This is a genomic window from Streptomyces sp. NBC_00286, from assembly GCF_036173125.1.
Classification (GTDB): Bacteria; Actinomycetota; Actinomycetes; order Streptomycetales; family Streptomycetaceae; genus Streptomyces.
On sequence record NZ_CP108054.1, the window covers coordinates 1,339,884 to 1,356,886 of the forward strand.

14 protein-coding genes and 1 riboswitch are annotated in these 17,003 nt (G+C 68.6%); of the genes, 3 read left to right on the forward strand and 11 right to left on the reverse strand.

What is annotated here, in order from left to right; all coding sequences use genetic code 11:
• Window positions 1-183: 183 nt before the first annotated feature.
• Complete coding sequence (locus OHT21_RS06200) at window positions 184-1,386, reverse strand: MBL fold metallo-hydrolase (protein WP_328767232.1); 1,203 nt, start codon at window positions 1,384-1,386, stop codon at window positions 184-186.
• Window positions 1,387-1,714: 328 nt separating this feature from the next.
• On the opposite strand from OHT21_RS06200, the gene OHT21_RS06205 reads away from it, so the two are divergent.
• The gene (locus OHT21_RS06205; protein WP_328767233.1) at window positions 1,715-2,908 is read left to right on the forward strand and encodes a glutamate dehydrogenase; all 1,194 of its coding nucleotides are present in this window, start codon (window positions 1,715-1,717) and stop codon (window positions 2,906-2,908) included.
• A gap of 142 nt (window positions 2,909-3,050) precedes the next feature.
• Window positions 3,051-3,647, forward strand: a complete 597-nt coding sequence (locus OHT21_RS06210) for a TetR/AcrR family transcriptional regulator (RefSeq protein WP_328767234.1) — start codon at window positions 3,051-3,053, stop codon at window positions 3,645-3,647.
• 618 nt (window positions 3,648-4,265) lie between these two features.
• On the opposite strand, the gene OHT21_RS06215 is transcribed toward OHT21_RS06210, so the two are convergent.
• The 4 genes from OHT21_RS06215 to OHT21_RS06230 form a co-directional block, all read right to left on the reverse strand.
• On the reverse strand, window positions 4,266-5,051 hold the full coding sequence (locus tag OHT21_RS06215; protein ID WP_328767235.1) for an SGNH/GDSL hydrolase family protein: 786 nt from the start codon (window positions 5,049-5,051) through the stop codon (window positions 4,266-4,268).
• A 122-nt stretch (window positions 5,052-5,173) separates the two neighbouring features.
• Window positions 5,174-5,905 carry a DUF6250 domain-containing protein gene (locus tag OHT21_RS06220; RefSeq protein ID WP_328767236.1) on the reverse strand — a complete coding sequence of 244 codons (732 nt, stop codon included), beginning with the start codon at window positions 5,903-5,905 and terminating at the stop codon, window positions 5,174-5,176.
• A gap of 179 nt (window positions 5,906-6,084) precedes the next feature.
• Complete coding sequence (locus tag OHT21_RS06225; RefSeq protein WP_328767237.1) at window positions 6,085-7,011, reverse strand: M23 family metallopeptidase; 927 nt, start codon at window positions 7,009-7,011, stop codon at window positions 6,085-6,087.
• A 4-nt stretch (window positions 7,012-7,015) separates the two neighbouring features.
• Window positions 7,016-7,177, reverse strand: a riboswitch (cyclic di-AMP (ydaO/yuaA leader).
• A 301-nt stretch (window positions 7,178-7,478) separates the two neighbouring features.
• Window positions 7,479-9,578, reverse strand: coding sequence for an alpha-galactosidase (locus OHT21_RS06230; RefSeq protein ID WP_328773971.1), 2,100 nt, complete (start codon window positions 9,576-9,578; stop codon window positions 7,479-7,481).
• A 192-nt stretch (window positions 9,579-9,770) separates the two neighbouring features.
• On the opposite strand from OHT21_RS06230, the gene OHT21_RS06235 reads away from it, so the two are divergent.
• Window positions 9,771-10,568: a tyrosine-protein phosphatase gene (locus OHT21_RS06235; RefSeq protein WP_328767238.1), complete on the forward strand. Its 798-nt coding sequence runs from the start codon at window positions 9,771-9,773 to the stop codon at window positions 10,566-10,568.
• 54 nt (window positions 10,569-10,622) lie between these two features.
• On the opposite strand, the gene OHT21_RS06240 is transcribed toward OHT21_RS06235, so the two are convergent.
• The 6 genes from OHT21_RS06240 to hpnH form a co-directional block, all read right to left on the reverse strand.
• Entirely contained in the window at window positions 10,623-10,748 is a 126-nt protein-coding gene (locus OHT21_RS06240) for a DUF6126 family protein (protein WP_033329364.1), read from the reverse strand.
• Window positions 10,745-11,371, reverse strand: a complete 627-nt coding sequence (locus OHT21_RS06245; protein ID WP_328767239.1) for a helix-turn-helix domain-containing protein — start codon at window positions 11,369-11,371, stop codon at window positions 10,745-10,747. The genes OHT21_RS06240 and OHT21_RS06245 overlap by 4 nt, the downstream gene beginning before the upstream one ends.
• A 70-nt stretch (window positions 11,372-11,441) precedes the next feature.
• Window positions 11,442-12,848, reverse strand: a complete 1,407-nt coding sequence (locus tag OHT21_RS06250) for an aspartate aminotransferase family protein (RefSeq protein WP_328767240.1) — start codon at window positions 12,846-12,848, stop codon at window positions 11,442-11,444.
• The gene (dxs, locus tag OHT21_RS06255; RefSeq protein ID WP_328767241.1) at window positions 12,845-14,785 is read right to left on the reverse strand and encodes a 1-deoxy-D-xylulose-5-phosphate synthase; all 1,941 of its coding nucleotides are present in this window, start codon (window positions 14,783-14,785) and stop codon (window positions 12,845-12,847) included. The genes OHT21_RS06250 and dxs overlap by 4 nt, the downstream gene beginning before the upstream one ends.
• Window positions 14,786-14,813: 28 nt before the next feature.
• On the reverse strand, window positions 14,814-15,971 hold the full coding sequence (ispG, locus tag OHT21_RS06260) for a flavodoxin-dependent (E)-4-hydroxy-3-methylbut-2-enyl-diphosphate synthase (protein ID WP_328767242.1): 1,158 nt from the start codon (window positions 15,969-15,971) through the stop codon (window positions 14,814-14,816).
• 4 nt (window positions 15,972-15,975) lie between these two features.
• Window positions 15,976-16,998 (reverse strand): adenosyl-hopene transferase HpnH, encoded by a 1,023-nt coding sequence (gene hpnH / locus OHT21_RS06265; RefSeq protein WP_328767243.1) that lies wholly within the window; start codon window positions 16,996-16,998, stop codon window positions 15,976-15,978.
• Window positions 16,999-17,003 lie beyond the last annotated feature (5 nt).

The following is a 17,003-nucleotide window of genomic DNA, read 5'->3' on the forward strand; positions in this document are numbered from 1 at the left end:
CGGCGGACATCGTCCCGCTCTGGTATGAGCGTTCGTACGACAGACCGATAAGCCAGTCGTACGTACATTCCCGTGCACGATCGGATCGATCAGACCCGGTCAGAACCGGTCAGCGAAAAAAGCGAGGGCCGAGGAGCAGTTCTGCCCCTCGGCCCTCGCCGACGTTCTGCGCTTACGTCCCGGTCACCCGGCCGGGACGGTCTCCGGTTCTCCGGTGTCCTCAGCGGCGTCACCCGGCGTATCGACGACCGTCTTTTCCAGGACGGGCCAGCCACCGGCCGGCGTGAGCGCCACGGCGCGCCACCAGGGCTCGGACGGCACCGTCTCGGCCGTGGGCTCGAAGGGCTCGCCGGGGCGGGGCAGCGCGATCCTGGCGCCGACCGCGCGGGCGGCGGCGATGGTCCCCTCGCCCGGCTCGGCCCACGGATGCGCCGCCAGGTTGAAGGTCGCCCAGTGGATCGGCAGCATCACGCCGCTGGGCTTCTCGCCCTGAAGGTCCAGGTGGGCGCGCATGCCCTCCTCGGGCGCCATATGAATGTCGGGCCAGAACTCCGAGTAAGCACCGATCTGGATCATCGTGGCGTCGAAGGGGCCGTGCTCGGCGCCGATGTCCTTGAATCCGGTGAAGTATCCGGTGTCGCCGCTGTGATAGATCCGGTGCTCATCACCCGCGACGGCCCACGAGGCCCAGAGGGTGTGCTGGGTGTTGCGCAGGCCGCGCCCGCAGAAGTGGCGGGCGGGCGTGGCGGTCAGAGAGATACCGCCGACCTTCGTCGTCTCGTTCCAGTCCAGCTCGCGCAGCCGGTCCGGGGAGACACCCCAGTGCTCCAGGTGGGCGCCGACGCCGAGAGGCACCGCGAACACCGTGTCCGTATCGGCCAGGGCCTTGATGGTGGGCAGGTCGAGGTGGTCGTAGTGATCGTGCGAGATGACGACTACGTCGACCGGGCCGAGCGCCGCCAGCGACAACGGCACGGGGTGCAGTCGCTTGGGCCCGGCGAAGGCGAACGGGGAGCAGCGCTCGCCCCAGACGGGGTCGAAGAGCACCCGGTGGCCGTCGATCTCGGCAAGCACGCTGGAGTGCCCCATCCATGTCAGCCGCAGTCCGTGGGCCGGGGGCCTGGCGAGGTCGGCCAGCGTCGTGGCGTGCACCGGCACCATCCCCGCCGGGGCGCGGCGCACCCGCTCTTCCTTGCGGAAGAAGGCCTTCGCGAACTCGCGCATGGCGCCGTCGGGCCGGGGGGCACCCTCCGGATTCCGGAAGACGCCATCCTCGAAGTTCGGCGATCTGCGGATGCGCTCCATGCGCTCACCGCTCGGATCCGCGCCGAAGGCGGCGGGCCGCAGAGCACGGAGCCCGGAGCTCAGGGGACGGAAACCGGTCACGGCACCTCCAGGTGGAGTCGGTCTGACATCTCATTATGGTCGCCGCCTCTGACAGCGCCGGGTCGGGCGTATGACGGGGCGGTGTCCGCGCCGGGCACGGCGAATTCCGCCACGTACGACGTCGATCCCGTACTGAAGATCCGTTCAGCACGTTGACAGCGCCGCCGCTCAACCCCTGCGATACTGACTGCTCGTTTAGTAACGACGGGCCCCGACCGGCACCGGGACACTCTCGGCGCCCGGTCCCACGGCTGGTCAAACGTTTCGATTCCGTTCCCTGTTCCCTGTTCGCTCCCTGTTCCCGATTCCCCGTTCTCGAGGAGACCCCATGACAGCTCCGGCCAGCAGTCCCTTGATGACGCTCACCTGGACCGACCACGTCACCGGCCACCAGGGGCATCTGGTCGTGGACCGACTGGTGCGCGGAGTCTCCAGCGGCGGGCTGCGGATGCGGGCGGGCTGCACGCTGGACGAGGTCGCCGGCCTCGCGCGCGGCATGACCATGAAGGAGGCGCTGCACTACCACCCCCAGGCCCGCTACATCCCGCTGGGCGGCGCGAAGGGCGGCATCGACTGCGATCCCCAGGACCCCGAGGCGTACGGGGTCCTCGTGCGCTATCTGCGCGCCATGCGCCCGTACATCGAGAACTTCTGGACCACAGGCGAGGACCTCGGCCTCACCCAGGACCTCGTCGACCGGGCCGCCACCGAGGCGGGCCTCGTCTCGTCCATCCAGGCCGTGTATCCGCTGCTCGACGACGAGACGGCGGCCCGGCGGCGGCTGGCGGACGCGTTCGCGGTCGAGGTGGACGGCATCGGGCTCGACGAACTGGTCGGCGGCTGCGGGGTCGCCGAGTCGGTGCTCGCGGCCCTGGACCGGGCCGGGGTGGCGTACTCGGGGACGCGCGTCGCCGTGCAGGGGCTGGGCACCATGGGTGGCGCCACCGCCCGCTTCCTGGCGCGCGCGGGCCTCACCATCGTGGCCGTCGCCGACGTGAAGGGCACGATCGCCAATCCGGCGGGGCTCGACATCGAGGCGCTGCTCGCCGCCCGGGACGCGTACGGAACCGTCGACCGCTCGGCGTTGCGCCCCGCCGACCGCGAACTGCCGGGCGACGACGCCTGGTTGTCCACCGAGGCCGAGGTGCTGGTGCCGGCGGCGGTCTCCTACGCGATCGACGCCGTCAACCAGGCGCGGATCACAGCTCGTTGGATCGTCGAGGCCGCGAACATGCCCGTACGGGCCGAAGCGGAGCAGCTTCTCGCCGCGCGCGGGGTCACCGTTCTGCCGGACGTAGTCGTCAACTCCGGGACCAACGCCTGGTGGTGGTGGACGCTGTTCGGCGATATCGGGGCCGACGCGGAGGAGGCCTTCGCGTACACGCGACGCTCCATGCGGGCACTGGTCGACCAGACGCTCACGCGCGCGGAGGCTGACGGCACGACACCGCGGGCTGCCGCGCACGCGATCGTCGCGGACCGACTGCCGGTGATTTCCGAAAGGTTCGGCTGGTATCGGTGACATTCGGGCCGGCGTCGGTGACATTCGGGCCGGTGTCGATGACATTCGGCCGGTGTCGATGACATTCGGCCGGTGTCGATGACATTCGGCCGGTGTCGATGACATCGGATGCCTGTCAGACCTCGTGTGTAGGGTTGCGGGCGTGGCCAGAGTTCGGTTGAGCGTTCGGGAGCGGCGGGAGGAGTTGCTGCGGGCCGCGGTCGAGCAGATCGAGGCGCGGGGCGTGGCGGCGGTACGGATCGCCGACGTGGCGGCCGCGCTGGGGGTCAGCAACGCGCTGGTGCTGTATCACTTCTCGACGAAGGAGAAGCTGGTCGCCGCCGCGTTCGCCTACGCGGCCGAGGGCGACCTGGCTCATCTGCGCAAGCTTCTCGCTCGCCGCACCACGGCGGTACGCCGCCTGCGGTCGGCCGTTCGCTGGTACGCCCCGACCGGCCAGGCCAAGGGGTGGCGCCTGTGGATCGAGGGCTGGTCGGCGGCCCTGCGCGATCCCGGGTTGCGGGAGGTTACGCGAGACCTCGACCGCCAGTGGAAGGCGGCGCTCGCCGAGGTCATCGCGGAGGGTGTGGCTGCCGGGGAGTTCCACTGCCCGTCTCCCATGGACACGGCCTTGCGTCTCACGGCGCTCCTTGACGGCTTGGCCGTCCAGGTGACGGCGTACGACGGAGCGGTGTCGCGCGCCCGGACGCAACAGTGGGCGGACGAGGCCTTGGCCCACGAGCTTGGCCTCCGCCAGTAGGGCGATTGGGTTCGTTGTCGGCTGCGGGGTACCTCCGGCGGTTGGGCGGTTGGGTTTCGTTTTCGTCTGCGGGTGCGTTGTGGTTGATCGCGCAGTTCCCCGCGCCCCTTGGGTGCGTGGTGGGTGCGGGGCCGCGGGCCGGTGCGTCAGCCCGTCGCCAACAGGGCATACGGCCCCTTGCTTCCACAGGGTTCTGGTGTGCCCAGACCGAAGCTAAGCGACGGGCATAGGACGCACCGGCCCACGTCCCCTCCCCCCGGCGGAAAGCTGCGGGTAGTTGGGGGTGCGGGCACGCGGTGGCTGGTCAGCAGGGTGGATGGCGAGCATGGTGCCTGGTGAGGGTGATGGCTGGTGAGCCTGCTAGCGGACGGCTCCAGGGGCGCCCCTTCAGGGGCGCGGGGCTGTGTCAATTTGCGGCTCCGCCGCGGGGCGCGACCAGCCCCAACGAACCCGCAGCCGCGACACGACTGTCACCCCCACCCCGGTAGGCACCCCACCCGCCGGAAGCACCCCACGAACCCACCCACCCGCCGGAGGCAGCCCACCAGCCAGAGGCAAGGGGGGTGTGGGGGCGCAGCCCCCAGCTTCGGGAAGGGGCGGGGCTGGGGAAAGGAACCCTCAAACAGCGGACCGCATGCGGGACTTGATGTCGTCCGGCGACAAACTCCCCTTCGCCACCACCCGGTCCCCCGACGACTCCCCTCGAAGCCTCCGCCCAATCCACGGCACCAGATACTCCCGAGCCCAGTGAATGTCATCCCGCCGAACCTCAAGCGTGCCCCGAGGCGGCAACGGCGGCCACGGCTGCTCCGGATCCGCAGGCACCGCCAGCCCAAGCACCTGCCCCGCGCGCAGCGCAACCCGCGTATGCCCCTCCGGCGACAGATGCAGCCGGTCGTCGTCCCATGCCCGCCGATCCTGAATCGTCTTCAGCGACCAAAGGTCGAGCACAGGACACCCGTACCGATCAGCAATCGCCCGCACATGCCCGTTGTACGTAGCGATCTTGCCCCGCAAGTGCCTGAGCACCGGCACACCCCGAGTATCGAAGCCGGTCGTCACCAGCACCGTCCCGACAGCCGACGTAAGTTCGGCAACGGCACCCTCAAAGCGAGCAGCGACCTCGTCGGGATCGGTCCCCGGCCGAAGGATGTCGTTACCGCCCGCCGAAAAGGAAACGAGGTCCGGCCCCAACTCGATGGCCCGCGAAAGCTGGTCCTCGACGATCTGGTCGAGCAACTTCCCGCGCACGGCAAGGTTCGTGTAGTCGAAGTCGCCCTCAGCGCGCCGGTCGGCGAGCAGTACCGCGAACCGGTCGGCCCAGCCGACGAACGCCCCGTCGGGCCCGGGGTCGCCGACGCCCTCGGTGAAGCTGTCCCCCACCGCCACGTACGACCCGATCACTGATCTGCTGTCATTCTTCGAATCGTCTGCCACATCGAGCCATGATTCACCTTTCGATGTGAGCTACGCGACCGTAGGAAAGGGTTGACGGACGGTGAGATAAGCCACGCGTAAAGTCCCGGTCAACTCGGAATACAGAGCTCCCACACCCGGAAGTCCGTGATCCGGAAATGGCTCCATACGGTCCGGAACGCGAAGTGCCCGCTCGCGTACGGATCCTGGTCGACGTAGTCGAAGACGAGCCGCCCGTTGTTCCACCACTGGACGGTCGAACCGTGCGAGACGATCCGGACGCGATGGGGCCGGTTCGCCACGAGCAGGGGCTCGGTGTAGTCGTAGATCAGCGGCCGGACACCCGCCCGCCCGACGTAACGGCGCAGCCGCGTGGTCGTGTTGTAGTTGGCGCCGTAGCCCGAGTAGTACGTCTTGAGGTGGTCGTACTCGTCGAGGGCGCCGCCGCGCTGCGTGGCGAAGAGGTCGTCCGGGGAGCGGACGTCGACGGCGTTCCAGAAGTTGTTGAGGTCCGACACCCGGTCGTTGACACCGCCCGCGGAGACCGGTGTGGCCGTGTACTCGATGACGTACGGCCCCGAGAGCTTCCGCTTGAACCAGACCGTGGCGCCGCTCGGCACATCGATCTCCATGACCCCGCGGGAGGCGGTGACCCTGCCTCCGTCCTGCAACTCCGTTGCCCACTGCCCCAGCCCGTGCCGGAAGTCGTCGCGGGCGATGAGCCGTCCCCGGCGGTGGCGCACCGACGCGCTCGCGGCATGTGCGCTCGCTGTGTGCGCGGGGGCCAGGGCCGCGAGGGCGGCACCGGCCGCCAGGGCTCCGAAGGCTCTGCGGGTCGTCATGAAGCGTCTCCTTGGCAGGCGTCAGGGGCGGAGAAGAAAGCGCTTGCCCGCAGATCTTGACGTCCGCCCACCACCTCTGTCGACCCCCGGAACAAGCCGAAGGCCGGACCCGGGGATCAGGGGTCCGGCCTTCGGCCGAGAGGGAGACGCGATCCGCCCTCGGCGGCGCTCAGGTGACGTCAGGCAGAGACGCCGTGCGAGCGCAGGAACGCCATCGGGTCCACGTCCGAGCCGTAGTCCGGCGTGGTGCGGATCTCGAAGTGCAGGTGCGGCCCGGTGACGTTGCCGGTCGCGCCGGAGAGGCCGATCTGCTGACCGGCGGTCACGGACTGCCCCTGCGAGACGGAAAGGGAGGAAAGGTGGGCGTACTGGGCGTAGTGGCCGTCGTTGAGCTTGATGACGACCTGGTTGCCGTACGCGCCGCCCCAGCCGGCGGAGACGACGGTGCCCGCGCCCACGGCCTTGAGCGAAGTGCCGGTCGCGGCGGCGAAGTCGACGCCGGTGTGGTAGCCGCTGGACCACATGCCGCCCGACATCCGGTACGGGGTGCTGACGGTGGCACCGTCGACCGGCATGGTGAAGCCGCTCGAACTGCTGGGTGCCTCAGCGGCCTTGGCGGGCTCGGCCTTCTTCGCGGACGCCTGGGGGGCCGCGGCCGCCTTGGGGGCCTCGGCCGCCTGGGGAGCCTTGGCCTCGTTGGCAGCGGAAGGCGCGGCGGCCTTCTTGCCGATCGTCAGCTTCTGGCCCGGGTGGATGAGCCCGGGGTCACTGCCGACGACCTGACGATTGTCGGCGTAGAGCTTCTTCCAGCCACCGCTGACATTCTGGGCGTTGGCGATCTTCGAGAGAGAATCGCCCGTCTTTACTTCGTACGTCCTGGTCGCGGCCTTCTTCTGAGCGGCGACCGGAGCAGACTCAAGGGCCTTCTGGGAAACAGATTCGGCCTTGTTGGAAACAGACGCGGGCGCGCTCTGCGGAGTTGCGGCCTGTGCGCCGACTGCTCCCAGCAAAGGGAGTGCCAGAGCGGCGCCGCCTGTTGAGGCAACGGCGATCGAGCGGGTGAAACGCGCGGACTTCGGGCGGCGGTGCTTACCCTTCGCGGGCATGGCGAATTCCTCTCCGGCGCCTGCGAGGTGAGCTGTCGGGTGCGAGCTGGAGATGCCCGGCCGCGCTTTCGCGCGGCTTTACCCCAAGCCTGTTCCGGAGACCGGAACAGGCGCTGTACCTGTGGGTCCCCCGCTCCTGCCGTGTACGGATCGGTGTGCGGATTCCAGACGGCGGCAGGATTAGGCGTCCGCCTGGATTGGTCGTGAACGTAAGCGACTAAGACGCGCAGGGACAAGCTTTGGGTTGCCTATGTGCCCCATTCTCTTGATCCTTGACCGAAATCGCCGTCACGCTCCGTGAATCACCGCTCTCCGGCTTTCCTGAAATCCCCTGTAAACGCGCTTGAATTACGTGAACATGGCGACAGCAGACCGTCACGAATATGACGCTGCTCACGCATCATGGATTCAGGAGTGCCTATTCCAGAGCGAGTTGGAATGAAGGTACTCCAATACGGACACAACTCTCAGATGCGACGCAGACGGAAAACTGCCGCATCAAGGTCCCCGCGCAGACCGGTCCGCAGTCCGTGATGCAACAAGACGGCCCCTCTGTACACTTCGCCCGTTTCGGGGCATTCGTACGTCGCCGCCGGGTCGAGCCCTCGCAGTCGTACGGGCGCCACGGGCTCGCCGTAATGCTGAGCCTGGAGCCAGGCGAGGACGACGACCTGGTCCTCATGGACGTACTGCACGGCGCTCAGCCCGCCCTGCGGCGCCCGCAGTCGGTAGAGGTCGCCGCGGCTCACGACGGGCCGGATCTCCTTGTAGAGCGCCACCCAGTCCCGCGCCTCGGCGAGTTCTTCGTCACTCCACTCGGCCAGGTCGCCACCGACCCCGAGCACTCCGGCCATGGAGCTCACAAAGCGGAAGCGCAGCGAACTCACGCGCCCGTTGAGCTGCTTGTTGGGGCTGTCGGTGACCCAGGCGGCCATGACCCGCGCCGGGTGGATGTGACTGAAACCGTGCTGGATGGCGAGCCGGTCGAGCGGATCGGTGTTGTCCGAGGTCCACACCTGGTCCGTACGCGACATGACGCCGAGGTCGATGCGGCCGCCACCGCCGGAGCAGGACTCGAAGGCGACACCGGGGTGCGCGGCCCGCAGCCGGTCCAGCAGGCTGTACAGAGCGTGCACATGGTCGACCCACAGCCGCTGCGGATACGCCTCCCCGGGCCAGCCGGCGTCCGTGAAGCAGCGGTTGAAGTCCCACTTCACATAGTCGATGGGGGCACTGGAGAGCAGACCGTGCAGTTGCTCCCACAGGTACTCCTGCACGTCCTCGCGCGCGACGTTCAGTACGAGCTGATTGCGCAGCTCTGTCTTCTTTCGCCCCGGTTGGTACTGAATCCATTCGGGATGCGCCCGATACAACTCGCTGTCCGCATTGACCATTTCCGGCTCGACCCAGATCCCGAACTGCATGCCCAGGGCGTGCACGTCGTCGGCGAGGGGCTTGAGCCCGGCCGGGAAGCGGTCGGGGTTGGGTGTCCAGTCCCCGAGCCCGGCCCGGTCGCTGGTGCGCTTCCCGAACCAGCCGTCGTCGACCACGAACAGCTCCACGCCCATCGCCGCGGCCCGCCGGGCGAGTGCCCGCTGCTGCTCCTCGGAGATGTCGAACTCCGTGGCCTCCCAGGAGTTGTAGAGCACGGGCCGGTCCTGGTCCGCGTCCGGGATCACATACGCCCGCTGGTACGCGTGCCAGGCCCGGCTCGCCCCGCCGAAGCCGCCATCGCTCCACAGCCCCGCGAAGACCGGCGTGACAAAGCTCTCCCCCGGCTCCAGCCGCACCAGGCCGGAGTCGTCGTACCCGGCGCCGCCGGTGATCTGCACGCGCGCGTCCGGGAGTTGGGCCACGGCGATCCGCCATGAACCGGACCAGGCGAGCGCGCACCCGTACACCTCGCCGTGCTCCTCGGTCGCCGCGCCCTCGACGTCCAGGGCGACCCAGGGCAGATGCTGGTGCCCGGTGTGCCCGCGTCGGCTGCCGATGACCTTCTCGCCGTAGGTGAGGTCCGTTCGTACGAGTTGGGACTCGGCCGCCCAGCGCCCGTGCAGCTGCGACAGCCGCCAGCCCTCGCGCTCCGGCAGCGTCCAGGTCGCGGAGTCGGCCCGCAGGACCTCCAGGGCGGGCCCTTCGTTGGCGAGGGTCACCCAGCGCTCGACGACGTCGGTGGCGGGGCGCATCCGGTAGTGCAGCGTGACGCCGAGCCCGGAGTCGGAGAACCGCAGCCGCAGTTCGCCCCCCTCCGATCCGTCGGATTCATCCACTTCGTACGCCTCGAAGCGCCACTCCGTGCCGCGCCGCTCGTCCGTCCGCACGGACAGCGCAGGCCGTACGAAGCGGGGGCCGCCCTCGACCGGGTACTCCTCGTGCCCGTCGAGCGGGGCTTCGAAGGGCCAGTACTTCGGCTCGGGACCGGCGGCCAGTGCCTCTGCGTCCGCGAGCGCGATGCGCGGCCCCCAGTGCAGATGCAGCAGCTCGTCCTGGTCCGTGAGCCGCAGGGCATAACTGCTCGTGCGCCCCGAAAGCAGCCACGTACGACCGTCTTTGCCGATCTCCACCATCAAGTCCTCACAGATCCGAACAAGCTCGCTCAAGCACAACATCATCGCAGGCGCTCGAGCCTCGCCAGCACCGCCTGTGGACAACCGACCGGCACCGCCTGTGGACAACTGATTGGCCCACGAATGCATGTCGTATGGTCGAGAGCGCGCCCCGCCGACAGCAGCGTCGGCCGCCGACTGGGAGGAGCCCCCGTGACGCAGCAGGTCCCGTCGACCGAGCCCGAGCTGACCGGAGTTCGCAACTTCCGCGATGTGGGCGGCCTGCCGACCGAGGACGGCCGACGCCTGGCGCCCGGACTGCTGTTCCGCAGCGGCCATCTCGCGCACGCGACCGAGGAGGACGCCGCGTTCCTCGCCTCGCTGGGCCTGCACACGATCTTCGACTTCCGCAATGACGCGGACAAGAAGCTGGAGGGCCCGGACGTAGAGCTGCCGGGCGTGCGGAATGTGAACCTGCCGCTGACCGATCCGGCCCACGGTGCCGAGTTCTGGACGATGGTCCGCGACGGCGATCTGGACCAGCTGCGCAAGATCCTCGCGGACGGCAAGGCGGCGAACCGGATGATCGCGTCCTACCGCTCGATCATCAAGGAGCGCACTCCCGAGCACTCACAGGTGCTGCACGCGATGGCCGAGGACAGCGTGCCCGCACTGATGCACTGCGCGGCGGGCAAGGACCGCGCGGGCCTGTCCATCGCCATCACGCTCCTCGCCCTCGGCGTCGAGCGCGAGGCCATCGTCACGGACTACCTGAAGTCGAACGCCCCCCACCGCCGCTACAAAGTGCGCCGCAGCGGCTCCGCGGCCGCGGCCTACTCCCCCGAGGTCATGGAACTCCTCAGCCCGCTCTTCGACGCCCGCGCCGAATACCTCGCGGCGGCGTTCGAAACGATCGAGGACACCTGGGGCGACGTCGACACCTACCTGGAACAGGGCCTGCACGTAACCCCGAAGACGCGGGAGCGACTCCGGGAACGCTTCCTCGACTGACCGCCCGACAATAAGCTCACCGTCCGTCAGCTGCCTCGACGCCTCCCCAACTGCCTACTGGTTCTGGGCGCCCAGCGTGAACAGCAGATAGATGAAGGCCGCGAAGAGGTGCCCGACGGCCACGTAAATGATGAGCCGCACCCACAGAGCACGCGGGAACTTCTCTTCCATGTCCCTCATGAAGTCGCTCCTGGAGTCGTCGGACCGAGGCACAGCGCTGCCGTAGGGCTCTGCAACAGGGTGTGCACGAAGAGCAGTTCGGCACCGTCCCGGTCCGCGGCGGCGATCCGGTGCGGGGTCAGCGAGTCGAAGTGCGCGCTGTCGCCGGGCGCGAGCGCATGCGCGGTGTCCCCCAGGCGCAGCCGCAGCCGTCCCTTGAGGACGTACAGCCACTCCTCGCCGGGGTGGACGCGCACGATGTCGCCCTGCGCTCCGTACGGGACGTGTACGCGCAGGGACTGCATGCCGCGCCCCGCCGCGCCGGCCTGCCAGTACGTCCAGCCGCCCGCCTGCGTGGGCTCCATGTCGGCGGCGCGGACGACCGCGTCCCGTTCGGGGACCGTTTCGCCGAGCAGCTCCGAGACCGTCGTACCGTAGGTACGGGCGAGTGCGAGCAGCATCGGCAGCGAGGGCTGGCGCCGCCCGGTCTCCAGGCGGGAGAGATGGGCGGGCGAGAGTCCGACGGCGCGGGCGGCGGCCTCCAGAGTGAGGGAGGCGCGGCGCCGCAGCTCACGCAGTTGCGGCGCGACGGAGGGCAGCTCGGCGGACGGCTCTTCGGCCGTCCCCGGCTCGGTGGGGCTCATGCCTCCATTCAGCCGGAGCTTTGCCTCATCGGCAAACTTCTTGCCTTAAAGGCAAAACAGACGCGCGCCCCTACCTGTTGGCGACCGCCTGCTTCACGAGTGTCTTGCCGAAGTCCCACATCAGCCCACCGCCGTTGTGCGCGTCGTCCATCACGTCGGTGAAAGCGTCCACGAACCGGTCCACATCCCGTTCGCCGATGATCAGTGGCGGAATCAGCTTTATCACCTCGAGGTGATCGCCCGAGACCTGCGTGAGGATCCGATGCCGCTGGAGCAGTGGCACGACCACCATCTGCGCGAACAGCCCCTTGCGCGCCGCCTGCAGCATGGTCCAACGGCTGCGCAGCTTCAGGGACTTGGGCCTGCCGAACTCGATGCCGATCATCAGCCCCCGACCGCGTACCTCACTGAGCAGCTCGTACTTGTCCACGAGCGCCGCGAGCCGGGACTTCAACTCCTCTCCCATGGCACGGGCGTTCGCGACGATCTTCTCGTTCTCCAGCACGGAGAGCACGGCGAGGCCGGCTGCCATGGCCTGTGCGTTGGTCCCGAAGCTCGCGGAGTGCACGAGGACGCGGTCCATCGAGGAGTAGACCTTCTTGAAGATCCAGTCCTTGCCGAGGGTCGCACCGACGGGCACATAGCCGCCGGACAGTGCCTTCGCCACACACACCAGGTCGGGTTCGACTCCGGTTTCGTGCTGGTAGGCGTAGAAGTCTCCGGTCCGTCCGAGCCCGGTCTGCACTTCGTCGGCGATGAGCAGCGCCTTGTGCCGGTGCAGCAACTCCTGGGCGGCGCGCAGATATCCGGGCGGCGACTCGTGCACACCCTTGCCCTGGATCGGCTCGACGATCAGAGCGGCGACGTCCCCCTTCCTCAACTCCCTTTCCAGTACGTCCAGATCGCCGAGCGGCACCGCGGTGTCGGGCAGCAGCGGTGCGAAGCCGTCGCGGAAACCGGACTCGCCGTTCACGGACAGCGAGCCGGTGGTCAGTCCGTGGAAGGCGTGCGCGCAGTAGAGGACGCGGGGCTTCCCGGTCGCGTACCGGGCGAACTTCAGCGCCGTCTCGACCGCTTCCGTACCGCTGTTGCCGAAGAACACCCGGTCCAAGTGCGGGCTGTGGGTGAGGAGTTGTTCGGCGAGCAGGCCCGGCAGCGGCTGGCAGTCGAAGCGGGTGAGGTCGGCGAGCTGGGCGTCGAGGACGTCGTGAAGCGCCTTGCGGACGACGGGGTGATGGCGGCCCAGGCCCATCACCCCGAACCCGGCGAGCATGTCCAGGTATTCGTTGCCCTCCGCGTCCCAGAAGTACGCGCCCTCGGCCCGCTCGTAGTACTTGTCGAAGCCGATGGTGTGCAGCATGCGCGGCAGTTGGTGGTTGAGGTGCCGGGCGTGCAGTTCGTAGCGTTCGCCCGCACGCCCGGCGAGTAGTTTGCCGAGGTCGAAGTCCCCGGACGGCGAAGGGGTTTCGGCGGTCATGCCTGTTTCTCCTTGGACACGTGCACCTTGGCGGCGGCGAGTTCGGCCTCCGGGCCGTCCGGGCTCGACGCCCGGGTGGCCAGTCCCACGCTGATCCGTCCCGCGATCTCGACGGGTGTGAGACCGATGTCGGCCAGCACCTCCCCACGCTTGGCGTGCGCGAGGAACTGCTCCGGAATCCCGAACCTCCGTACGGGTACGTCGACTTCGGCATCTCCCAGGGCGAGGGCGACTGCCGCACCGACGCCGGCGGCCCGGCTGTTGTCTTCGACCACGGCGACCAGGCGGTGTTCGGCGGCGAGCGGGGGCAGCGCGGGGTCGACGGGCTTGACCCAACGCGGGTCGACGACCGTGCAGTTGACGCCCCGCGCCTCCAACAGCTCGGCCGCCTGGAGACACACCGGCGCCATCACACCGACGGCCACCAGGAGCACTTCGGGCCTCTCGCCCCGGTGCAGTACGTCCAGACCGCCCACCCGGTCGACCGCCTCGATCGACGGTCCCACCGACTCCTTGGGGAAGCGCAGCAGCGTCGGCGCGTCGTCCACGGCCACCGCCTCCCGCAGCTGGGCCCGCAGTTGGTCGGCGTCACGCGGCGCGGCGATCCTCAGCCCCGGGACGACCTGCAGGATGGACATGTCCCACATGCCGTTGTGCGACGGCCCGTCCACTCCGGTGACTCCGGCCCGGTCGAGCACGAAGGTCACGCCGCAGCGATGCAGCGCGACATCCATCAGCAGCTGGTCGAAGGCACGGTTCAGGAAGGTCGCGTACACCGCGACCACCGGATGCAGTCCGCCCGTCGCCAGCCCGGCCGCGGACACCGCGGCGTGCTGCTCGGCGATGCCGACGTCCCACACCCGGTCGGGGAACCGCTCCGCGAACTTCGCCAGGCCCACCGGGTGCAGCATGGCCGCCGTGATCGCCACGACGTCCTCGCGCTCCTCCCCGATCCGTACGATCTCGTCGCCGAACACCGCAGTCCAGGCAGGCCCGTTGGAGGGCGACAACGGCTCGCAGGTCAGCGGGTCCATCACTCCGACCGTGTGGAAGTGGTCCTCCTCGTGGGCGAGCGCGGGTTCGTAACCGCGCCCCTTCTCCGTCAGACAGTGGATGAGTACGGGCCCGTGGAACCGTTTCGCGCGCCGCAGCGCCGACTCCACCGCACCCACGTCGTGCCCGTCGATCGGCCCGACGTACTTCAGCCCCAGATCCTCGAACATGCCCTGCGGTGCGAACGCGTCCTTGAAGCCCTTCTTCGCGCCGTGCAGCGATTCGTAGATCGTGGTCCCGATGATGGGCGTGTTCAGCAGCACGTCCTTGCCCCAGGCCAGCACCTTCTCGTAGCTGTCGGTGGTCCGCAGCGTCGCGAGATGGTTGGCGAGGCCCCCTATGGTCGGCGAGTACGAGCGCTCGTTGTCGTTGACGACGATGATCAGCGGCCGGTCCTTGGCGGCGGCGATGTTGTTCAGCGCCTCCCATGCCATGCCGCCGGTGAGCGCGCCGTCCCCGATGACCGCGACGACATGGCCCTTCTCCCCTTGCACCTGGCGGGCCTTGGCGAGACCGTCGGCCCAGCCGAGCGCGGTGGAGGCGTGGCTGTTCTCGACGATGTCGTGCTCGGACTCCTCACGCGAGGGGTAGCCGGACAGGCCGCCCTTGCCGCGCAGCTTGGAGAAGTCCTGACGTCCCGTCAACAACTTGTGTACGTAGCTCTGATGGCCGGTGTCCCACACGATGCGGTCGACGGGCGACTCGAAGACCCGGTGGAGTGCGATGGAGAGTTCCACCACCCCCAGATTGGGCCCGAGATGCCCGCCGGTCCTGGCGACCGCGTGCACCAGGAACTCCCTTATCTCGTCCGCCAGTTGATTGATATCCGCCTCGGACAGCGCCTTCAGGTCGCGTGGTCCCCGGATCGTCTCCAGAATCGTCACGCTAGGGCCCCCTCTCGATCCGTGCTGTTCAACTCACGGTGACGGCCGGATCCCCCGACGCGACGCCGTCCTTCTGCATCTGCTCCGCGATCTTCATCGCCTCGTCGATCAGGGTCTCCACGATCTTCGACTCGGGCACCGTCTTGATGACCTCGCCCTTCACAAAGATCTGCCCCTTGCCGTTGCCGGAGGCGACCCCCAGGTCCGCTTCCCTCGCCTCGCCCGGACCGTTCACCACGCAGCCCATGACCGCGACCCGCAGCGGAACCTCCATGCCCTCCAGGCCGGCGGTGACCTCGTCGGCCAGCTTGTAGACGTCCACCTGGGCACGACCGCAGGACGGGCACGAGACGATCTCCAGGCGTCGCTCCCGCAGCCCCAGCGACTCCAGGATCTGGATGCCGACCTTGCACTCCTCGGCGGGCGGGGCGCTCAACGACACGCGGATGGTGTCGCCGATGCCCTCGCTGAGCAGTGCGCCGAAGGCCACCGCCGACTTGATGGTGCCCTGGAAGGCGGGGCCGGCCTCCGTCACGCCGAGGTGCAGCGGGTAGTCGCACTGGGCGGCCAGTTGCCGGTAGGCGTTGACCATCACCACCGGGTCGTTGTGCTTCACCGAGATCTTGATGTCCCGGAAGTCGTGCTCCTCGAACAGCGAGGCCTCCCACAGCGCCGACTCGACGAGTGCCTCGGGGGTGGCCTTGCCGTACTTCTGCAGCAGCCGCCGATCCAGCGAACCGGCGTTGACCCCGATCCGGATCGGCGTGCCATGGTCCTTGGCGGCCCGCGCGATCTCCTTGACCTTGTCGTCGAACTGCTTGATGTTGCCCGGGTTCACCCGCACCGCCGCACAGCCCGCCTCGATCGCGGCGAACACGTACTTCGGCTGGAAATGAATGTCCGCGATCACCGGGATCTGCGACTTCCTGGCGATGGTGGCCAGCGCGTCCGCGTCATCCTGCGTCGGACAGGCCACCCGTACGATCTGGCAGCCCGACGCCGTCAGCTCGGCGATCTGCTGCAAGGTGGCACCGATGTCCGACGTACGCGTCGTCGTCATCGACTGCACCGAGACCGGCGCCCCACCCCCGACCGCCACCGGCCCGACCTGGATCTGCCGCGAGACGCGGCGCTCCGCGATCGGCCGGACCGGCAGCTCGGGGACCCCGAGGGAAACTACGGTCATGGCGTCACCCGTGGTTTCCGGAGACGGTCTCGCGGGCGGCGCGCAGGGACTCCTTGAGGGAGCCCATGGTGGCCAGGACCGCGGTGGGCTCGTAGCCGCAGTGCGCCATGCAGTTGGCGCAGCGCGGGTCCTTGCCCCGGCCGTAGGCGTCCCAGTCGGTGTCCTCGATGAGTTCGCGGTACGTCGTGACGTAGCCGTCGGCCATCAGGTAGCAGGGCTTCTGCCAGCCGAACAGCGAGTAGTTGGGGATCGCCCACGCGGTGCAGGGGAAGTCGACCTTGCCCTCGAGGAAGTCGAGGAACAGCGGCGAATGGTTGAGCCGCCAGCGCCGCCGGTTGCCGCCCGCGAAGGCCTTCTTGAACAGCTCCCGGGTCTGCTCGACGCCGAGGAAGTGCTCCTGGTCGGGTGCCTTCTCGTAGGCGTAGGCGGGCGAGATCATCATCTCGTCGACCTTCAGGTCGTCGTTGAGGAAGTTGAGCACCTCGATGATGGTCTGCGGGGTGTCGGTGTTGAAGAAGGTCGAGTTGGTGGTGACCCGGAAGCCGCGGCGCTTGGCCTCCTTGATGGCCTCCACGGCCTCGTCGAACACCCCCTCCTTCGCGACGGACTCGTCGTGCCGCTCGCGCAGACCGTCGATGTGCACGGCGAACGCGAAGTACGGCGAGGGCTTGAACTTGTCCATCTTCTTGCGCAGCAGCATGGCGTTGGTGCACAGGAAGACGTACTTCTTCCTGGCCACGAGCTGCCGCACGATCTCGTCGATCTTCGGGTGCATCAGGGGTTCGCCGCCGGCGATGGACACCATGGGCGCACCGGATTCGAGCACCGCCCCGACGGCCTGCGCCACCGGCATGCGCTGCTTGAGCACTCCGGCCGGGTGCTGGATCTTGCCGCAGCCCTCGCATTTCAGGTTGCAGGCGTACAGCGGTTCCAGCTCGACGATGAGCGGAAACTTGTCCCGCTTGCGCAACTTCTGTTCAAAGAGATACGTCGCCACCTTGATGGACTGACGGAGCGGCATGGCCATCTGGC

Coding starts and splice junctions, on each gene's coding strand:
- ispG (WP_328767242.1), bottom strand. CDS start 15,971: ATGACCGTAGTTTCCCTCGGGGTCCCCGAGCTGCCGGTCCGGCCGATC.
- OHT21_RS06250 (WP_328767240.1), bottom strand. CDS start 12,848: ATGACCGCCGAAACCCCTTCGCCGTCCGGGGACTTCGACCTCGGCAAA.
- OHT21_RS06225 (WP_328767237.1), bottom strand. CDS start 7,011: ATGCCCGCGAAGGGTAAGCACCGCCGCCCGAAGTCCGCGCGTTTCACC.
- OHT21_RS06220 (WP_328767236.1), bottom strand. CDS start 5,905: ATGACGACCCGCAGAGCCTTCGGAGCCCTGGCGGCCGGTGCCGCCCTC.
- OHT21_RS06245 (WP_328767239.1), bottom strand. CDS start 11,371: ATGAGCCCCACCGAGCCGGGGACGGCCGAAGAGCCGTCCGCCGAGCTG.
- OHT21_RS06205 (WP_328767233.1), top strand. CDS start 1,715: ATGACAGCTCCGGCCAGCAGTCCCTTGATGACGCTCACCTGGACCGAC.
- hpnH (WP_328767243.1), bottom strand. CDS start 16,998: ATGGCCATGCCGCTCCGTCAGTCCATCAAGGTGGCGACGTATCTCTTT.
- OHT21_RS06230 (WP_328773971.1), bottom strand. CDS start 9,578: ATGGTGGAGATCGGCAAAGACGGTCGTACGTGGCTGCTTTCGGGGCGC.
- OHT21_RS06240 (WP_033329364.1), bottom strand. CDS start 10,748: ATGAGGGACATGGAAGAGAAGTTCCCGCGTGCTCTGTGGGTGCGGCTC.